A 6,093-nucleotide genomic window follows, 5' to 3' on the forward strand; every position below is an offset into this window, starting at 1 on the left:
ACCTGCGGGCCCAGGGGCTGGTCCACGACCTGCGCGCTCTCTTCGAGGCCCGGGATGAGGAGGGCAAGGCGACCGCCCCCGACGACCGGGACCTGCAGGCCGTGCTCCAATCGCTGGAGTCCGCCCTGGGGGAGTCGATCCATGAGGGAGCGGATGGCCGGGCCTTCCTCGCCACCGCGGCCCGGGTGGCGGCGTGGCTGGGAGCGGCCAGCCCCGCTCGCCCACGCTCGGTCATCGTGGAGCCCTAGTCCCGCCGCGGAGGTGAGGCATGAGCTTCGCGGGTGACCTCCGCACCGTCGACCTCCCCGATCTCCTGACCTGGATCAACACCCGCAAGAAGACGGGCACCCTCCGCCTTCAGCGACGCGCGACCCAGAAACGCCTCGCCTTCCAGAACGGCCGGTTGCAGTCCTCTTGGTCCAACGACCCTCGGGAGTCGTTGGGCCAGGTCCTGGTGCGTGACCAGCTCCTGAGCGAGCAGGCCCTGTTCGAGGCCCTGGTGCGGCAGGAGAAGGAGGGGCGCCTGCTGGGAGGTATCCTGGTCTCGCAGGGCCTCCTGGTCGAGAGCCAGCTCACGCGCGCCCTGCGCGGGAAGGCGGAGGAGGTGGTCTACGACCTCTTCCTCTGGTCCGACGGGCGCTTCGACTTTGAGGACGAGCCGCCGGCGCCCGAAAATCCGGTCGTGAATCTGGACATGGACACCGCCATGGTCATCCACGAGGGCGTGCATCGGCGGGAGGAGTGGAAGAAGCTCCGGGAATGGTTCCCCACCTCGGACGTGACCTTCCAGGTCCAGCGGGCGGCCTACGGGATCGACGAGAGCCCCGAACGGCAGGTCCTGGGCCTGGCCGCCGCGGGCAAGACCGTGGCCGCGATCAGCCTGGAATTGCGGCGCTCCGAGTTCGACACCGCCCTCATTCTTCGTGGCCTCTGCGACCGCGGGGCCCTGGCCGTCGGCGCCGTGCGCGAGGACGCGGTCGAGACGGACCCCGTAGCCGCCATCGAGGCGCTGCTCCGCCAGGCGGAGCAGCGCGTGCAGGAGAGCCGTTTTTCCGCCGCCCTCGAGGCCTACGAGCAGGTGCTCACCCTCGACCGGCTGAACCAGAGGGCCAAGAAGGGCCTGATCAGCTTGGCCGAGGCCCGGGAGCAGGCCCGCATCCGCCGCCGCATCCCCCTCAACCGGGTGCCTTTCGTGAGCCAGGGGTCGCTGGCCCTGGGCCGGGAGAGGTTTGATGCCCAGGAGGGCTTCGTCCTCTCCCGCATCAACGGCCAGTGGGACGTGGGCTCGATCCTCAAGCTATGCCCGATGTCGGAGGAAGACGCCCTCCTCATCTTCGCCCGCCTCCTCGACCGAAAGGTGATCGAGCTGAGCTGATACGGCCGCTTCGGGCGGGAGTGCCGCTCATGCCAATCGCCGAGCCCACGACGATGCTCACCGACTACGCCCTGGCCACGCTGGGGGCGATCCTGGCCGGCTGGCTGGGGGGGCGGGCCCGGCCCCTCCCCGCCCGACTCTGGGCGGCGGCTTTTGTGGCCATCGCCCTGGCCGCGGCCGTGGGCGGCACCCTGCACGGCTTTGGGCCGGCCCTGGCGCTGTCCACCCGGGCGGGTCTCTGGAACCTCGTCTACGGCGCCATCGGCCTCGGCAATTTCTTCATGCTCGCGGGCATCCTGTTCACGGTCGTGCCGCGGCGGGGCTGGCCTTTTGTCCTGGCCCTGCTTGCCCTCCGCCTCCTGGTCTATGTCGTCTTCACCATGGCCGCCGATTTCCGCTACGTCATGTACGATCTCGTCCTGACCCTGAGCGTCCTGCTCGGCGCCGCCCTCTACGGCCTGGCCCGCGGGGAGTCGAGCGCGCCCTTCGTCCTCTCCGGGGCTTTCCTCTCTCTGCTGGGGGCGTTCATCCAGACCCAGGGGGTCGACCTGCATCCCCGCTTCAACCACAACGATCTCTTCCACGTCCTGGAGATGGGAGCCCTTTACCTTTTCGCCCGCGCCGGGCTCCGCTTCCCCCGGCGCGACTAGAAATGGATTTGCTTCTAATACCATACCCTGGTATGGTATTAACATGCAGCACGCCCACCACACCGGCCAGCTCCCCCGCTTGCGGAAGATCGAGGGCCAGGTGAAGGGGCTCGCCCGCATGGTGGAGGAGAAGCGGTATTGCGTGGAGCTCCTGACCCAGCTCCGGGCTGTGCGGGCGGCGCTCAAGCGGGTGGAGGAGGGGGTGCTGCGCGAGCACGTGGAGCACTGCGTAGCCTTGGCCATGCGGAGCGGGAACGAGGCCGAGCAGCGGACGAGAGTGGAGGAGCTGCTCGAGGTCCTGGGCCGCTACTCGGACTAAGGGGCTGCGACCATGAATCCCTCTCCTCCGGGAACCGAGACCGACCCCGTCTGCGGGATGCAGGTCGACCCTGCCCGGGCCGCGGGCCGGCACGCGCTCGCCGGCCGGACCTACTACTTCTGCAATCCCCACTGCCTCGAGCGGTTCCGCACGAACCCCGAAAGCTATTTGCGGTCGGCAGCCCCCGCCCCGCCAAACAGCGCCCCCGGCGACTACGTCTGTCCCATGCACCCGGAAGTGGTCCGGTCGGAGCCCGGCTCCTGCCCCATCTGCGGGATGGCCCTGGAGCCGCGCACCCCCCCCGCGGTCGAGGAGAGGAACCCCGAGCTCGAGGACATGACCCGCCGGTTCTGGGCTAGCCTGGTCCTGACCGTCCCCGTCTTCCTCCTGGCCATGACCGACATGCTGCCGGGGCGGCCCCTCCACGTCCCGGCCCGCGCCCAAGGCCTCTGGGAGATGGCGCTCGCCACCCCGGTCGTGCTTTGGGGGGGCTGGCCTTTCTTCCTGCGAATGTGGGCCTCCCTTCTCCACCGCCGCCCCAACATGTTCACTCTCATCGGCCTGGGTACCGGCGCCGCCTACCTCTACAGCCTGGCCGCCACGCTCTTCCCCTCCGCCTTTCCCGCTTCCTTCCGCGGCCACGGTGGTCAGATCGACCGCTATTTCGAGGCTGCGAGCGTGGTCGTGGTTCTCGTGCTCCTGGGCCAGGTCCTGGAGCTCCGGGCCCGCTCCCGAACGAGCGGTGCGATCCGGGCCTTGCTGAGCCTCGCGCCGCGGACCGCGCGGCGCCTGGAGGAGGACGGGACCGAAGCCGACATTCCGCTCGAGGAGGTGCAGCCCGGGGACCGCCTCCGCGTCCGGCCCGGGGAGAGGATCCCCGTGGACGGGGCCGTCCGGGAAGGCACAAGCGCCGTCGACGAGTCGATGATCACGGGCGAATCGATCCCGGTCGAGAAGACTCCGGGGGGGCGCGTGACCGCAGGCACCGTGAACGGGAACGGAACGCTCTTGATGCGCGCGGAGCGCGTGGGCAGCGAGACCCTCTTGGCCCAGATCGTGCGGATGGTGGGCGAGGCCCAGCGCAGCCGCGCCCCCATCCAGCGTTTGGCCGACGTGGTCTCCGGATACTTCGTGCCCGCGGTCGTGATCGCCTCCGCCCTCACGTTCGCGGTCTGGGCGGTCCTTGGGCCCGAGCCCCGCCTCGGCCACGCCCTCCTGGCCGCGGTGGCGGTGCTCATCGTGGCCTGCCCCTGCGCCCTCGGGCTCGCCACTCCCATGTCCATCATGGTGGGCGTGGGGCGGGGAGCGAGGGCGGGCGTGCTGATCCGGGACGCGGCCGCCCTGGAGACGTTGGAGAAGGTGGACACCCTGGTCATCGACAAGACGGGCACCCTGACCGAGGGCAGGCCCCGCCTGGTCACGGTGGAGGGAGCGGAGGAGGCCGAGCTCCTGGGCCTCGCGGCCAGCCTGGAGCGGGGGAGCGAGCATCCCCTCGCGGCGGCGGTTCTGGCCCGCGCGCAGGCCAGGGGGCTCCTGCTCCGCCCGGTCACCGGCTTCAAGGCGCGAACGGGGATGGGGGTGACGGGCCGGGTCGGGGGTCGCACCGTCGCCCTCGGCAGCCAGGCTCTCCTGGAGGAGCTCGGCGCCCCGCCGGGGCCGCTCGCGGAGCGGGCGGAGACCCTCCGCCGGGAGGGACAGACCGTGGTCTTTCTGGCCGTGGACGGCCGGGCCGTCGGCCTCCTCGGGGCCACCGACCCCATCAAGCCATCGACCCCGGAGGCCCTGCGCTTGCTCCGGGAGTTGGGCCTCAAGGTCGTGATGCTGACCGGCGACAGCGCGACCACCGCGGCCGCGGTGGCCCGCGAGCTGGGCCTCGACGGCTTCGAGGCCGAGGTGCGGCCGGAGCGCAAGGCGGAGGTGGTGAAGCAACTGCAGGCTCGGGGCCACGTGGTGGCCATGGCGGGGGACGGCATCAACGACGCCCCCGCCCTCGCCCAGGCCCAGGTCGGGATCGCCATGGGCACCGGTACCGACGTGGCCATGGAGAGCGCGGGAGTGACCCTGGTGAAGGGAGACCTGCGGGGCATCGCCCGCGCCATCCGGCTCTCCCGGGCCACGATGCGCAACGTCCGTCAGAACCTCTTTTTTGCCTTCGTGTACAACGCGCTCGGCGTACCCATCGCGGCGGGCGCGCTCTATCCCGTCTTCGGCCTGCTTCTTTCGCCCATGGTCGCCGCGGCCGCCATGAGCTTCAGCTCCGTGTCCGTCATCACGAATGCACTCCGCCTCCGCAAGGTCCTGCTTTGAAGCCGTCCCGCGGGACGCCGCCCCGTCCCTCCTCCGTGCCCTCCAAGAACGGCGGCCCGGCGGCGGGGAGCGGCGCTTGACGTGGAGAGGGCCCCGTGGTCCGATGGCGTGGAGATGGCATTCCGCTCGACACCCCTCGATCGCCTGACCACCGTGGCCCTCGGCCTGACCTTCCTGATCTCCTTCGTCCTCCCGTGCCTCTGCCCCGCCGAGGCGAAGGCGGGTCACCTTCATTGCGAGGGGAGTGAAGGCCCCGCGGTAGCGGACAGCTCCTGCTGTTGCGGAGGGGCTCTTCCCGTGGCCGCGGAGGCGACCGCGAAGCTCGTCCCGACGACGCCCGGCGCGCCAAGCGCGGTCGTCGCGTTGCCTCTTTCCTTCCCAACCCTCAGCCGAATTGCCGCCGTTCCCGCGGGCCGACCACCCGACGGCCCCCGCGCCCTTCTCGTTCTCAGGATCTGATCCTCTGCTAGACGTCCGGCCGGGAGTGCCGGAGCACTCCCCGGGTCCGGTTACGCCGCTCTCTCTTTCTTGCCCAGGCCGGCCGAGAGATCACGGTGATCTGTCGTCTTTGAAGCGAGGTTCAGATGAAGATCAAGCCGTTCGCTCCCCTGGGGGCGCTCCTGCTCACGGCGTGCGCGGCGACCATTCCGCCTCCCCGGTTCTCCGCCCTCGACCCCGCGGACCCCAGGGCCCCGGAGTCGACGATGCATGAGCGCCCGCTCGGGCTCGAGGGCCCCGCGGAGCAGCCGATCAGCCCCCCCGCCAGCTCGGAGGCGGCGCGGAGGGGGCAGGAGCCGGCCCCCACCTTGGCATCCGGAACGGCCGACGTGTACTCGTGTCCGGTGCACCCGCGGGTGAGGGAAGCGGGGCCCGGTCCGTGTCCCCTCTGCGGCCGGAAGCTCCAGAAGCAGCCCGCCGCGCCGCACGGGAGCCACGAGCCATGAACCGCTGCCTCCTCGCACTCGGCACCAGCGCTCTCCTGTCCGGCTGCGCGAGCGTTGACCCCCGCCCGGCTTTCACCGACGTCGAGAAATCCGTATCCGACCGAACGGGGCACCGTCCGACGTGGACGCGAACGATCTCCCAGGGGGAGGAGGTCGAGCGGGCGGTCCGCGGGCTCCTGGGGGAGAACCTCACCGTCGACGCGGCGGTGCGGATCGCTCTCGCCAATAACCGGTCCCTGCAGGCGACGTTCGAGGAGCTCGGGGTCTCGCAGGCCGACCTTGCCCAGGCCGCCCTCCTCAAGAACCCCGAGTTCGACGCTTTCCTGCGCTTCCCCCACGGCTCCCCCTCGGGGAGGAACGTGGAGGTGGGCCTTGTCGAGGACGTGCTCGACATCCTCACGCGGCCTCTCCGCAGGAAGATCCGCGCCGCCGAGCTCGAGCAGACCAAGCTTCGCCTCGGAAACGAGGTTCTCGGGCTCATGGCCGAGGTCAAGACCG

8 protein-coding genes are annotated in these 6,093 nt (G+C 70.7%); all 8 read left to right on the top strand.

Annotation, left to right across the window (positions count from 1 at the left end; translation table 11 throughout):
• Positions 1 to 248, top strand: a 248-nt coding sequence (locus VN461_23270; protein HXB57701.1) for a hypothetical protein, incomplete at its 5' end; no start/stop codon positions are given.
• Between the two features lie 20 nt (positions 249 to 268).
• Positions 269 to 1,375 (top strand): DUF4388 domain-containing protein, encoded by a 1,107-nt coding sequence (locus VN461_23275; GenBank protein HXB57702.1) that lies wholly within the window; start codon positions 269 to 271, stop codon positions 1,373 to 1,375.
• A gap of 29 nt (positions 1,376 to 1,404) precedes the next feature.
• Positions 1,405 to 2,025, top strand: coding sequence for a hypothetical protein (locus VN461_23280; protein HXB57703.1), 621 nt, complete (start codon positions 1,405 to 1,407; stop codon positions 2,023 to 2,025).
• 43 nt (positions 2,026 to 2,068) lie between these two features.
• On the top strand, positions 2,069 to 2,344 hold the full coding sequence (locus VN461_23285; protein ID HXB57704.1) for a metal-sensitive transcriptional regulator: 276 nt from the start codon (positions 2,069 to 2,071) through the stop codon (positions 2,342 to 2,344).
• A gap of 12 nt (positions 2,345 to 2,356) precedes the next feature.
• Positions 2,357 to 4,651, top strand: a complete 2,295-nt coding sequence (locus VN461_23290) for a heavy metal translocating P-type ATPase (protein ID HXB57705.1) — start codon at positions 2,357 to 2,359, stop codon at positions 4,649 to 4,651.
• An 81-nt stretch (positions 4,652 to 4,732) separates the two neighbouring features.
• Positions 4,733 to 5,110: a hypothetical protein gene (locus VN461_23295; GenBank protein HXB57706.1), complete on the top strand. Its 378-nt coding sequence runs from the start codon at positions 4,733 to 4,735 to the stop codon at positions 5,108 to 5,110.
• 125 nt (positions 5,111 to 5,235) lie between these two features.
• Complete coding sequence (locus VN461_23300; GenBank protein HXB57707.1) at positions 5,236 to 5,595, top strand: heavy metal-binding domain-containing protein; 360 nt, start codon at positions 5,236 to 5,238, stop codon at positions 5,593 to 5,595.
• The coding region (locus VN461_23305) for a TolC family protein (GenBank protein HXB57708.1) at positions 5,592 to 6,093 on the top strand (502 nt) is incomplete at its 3' end. The genes VN461_23300 and VN461_23305, both read left to right, overlap by 4 nt.

Source organism: Vicinamibacteria bacterium (assembly GCA_035570235.1).
Classification (GTDB): Bacteria; Acidobacteriota; Vicinamibacteria; order Fen-336; family Fen-336; genus DATMML01.

Bases quoted from the DNA above. Each gene is read 5' to 3' on its own strand.
- VN461_23275 (HXB57702.1), top strand. From the start codon at position 269: ATGAGCTTCGCGGGTGACCTCCGCACCGTCGACCTCCCCGATCTCCTG.
- VN461_23290 (HXB57705.1), top strand. From the start codon at position 2,357: ATGAATCCCTCTCCTCCGGGAACCGAGACCGACCCCGTCTGCGGGATG.
- VN461_23300 (HXB57707.1), top strand. From the start codon at position 5,236: ATGAAGATCAAGCCGTTCGCTCCCCTGGGGGCGCTCCTGCTCACGGCG.
- VN461_23285 (HXB57704.1), top strand. From the start codon at position 2,069: ATGCAGCACGCCCACCACACCGGCCAGCTCCCCCGCTTGCGGAAGATC.
- VN461_23280 (HXB57703.1), top strand. From the start codon at position 1,405: ATGCCAATCGCCGAGCCCACGACGATGCTCACCGACTACGCCCTGGCC.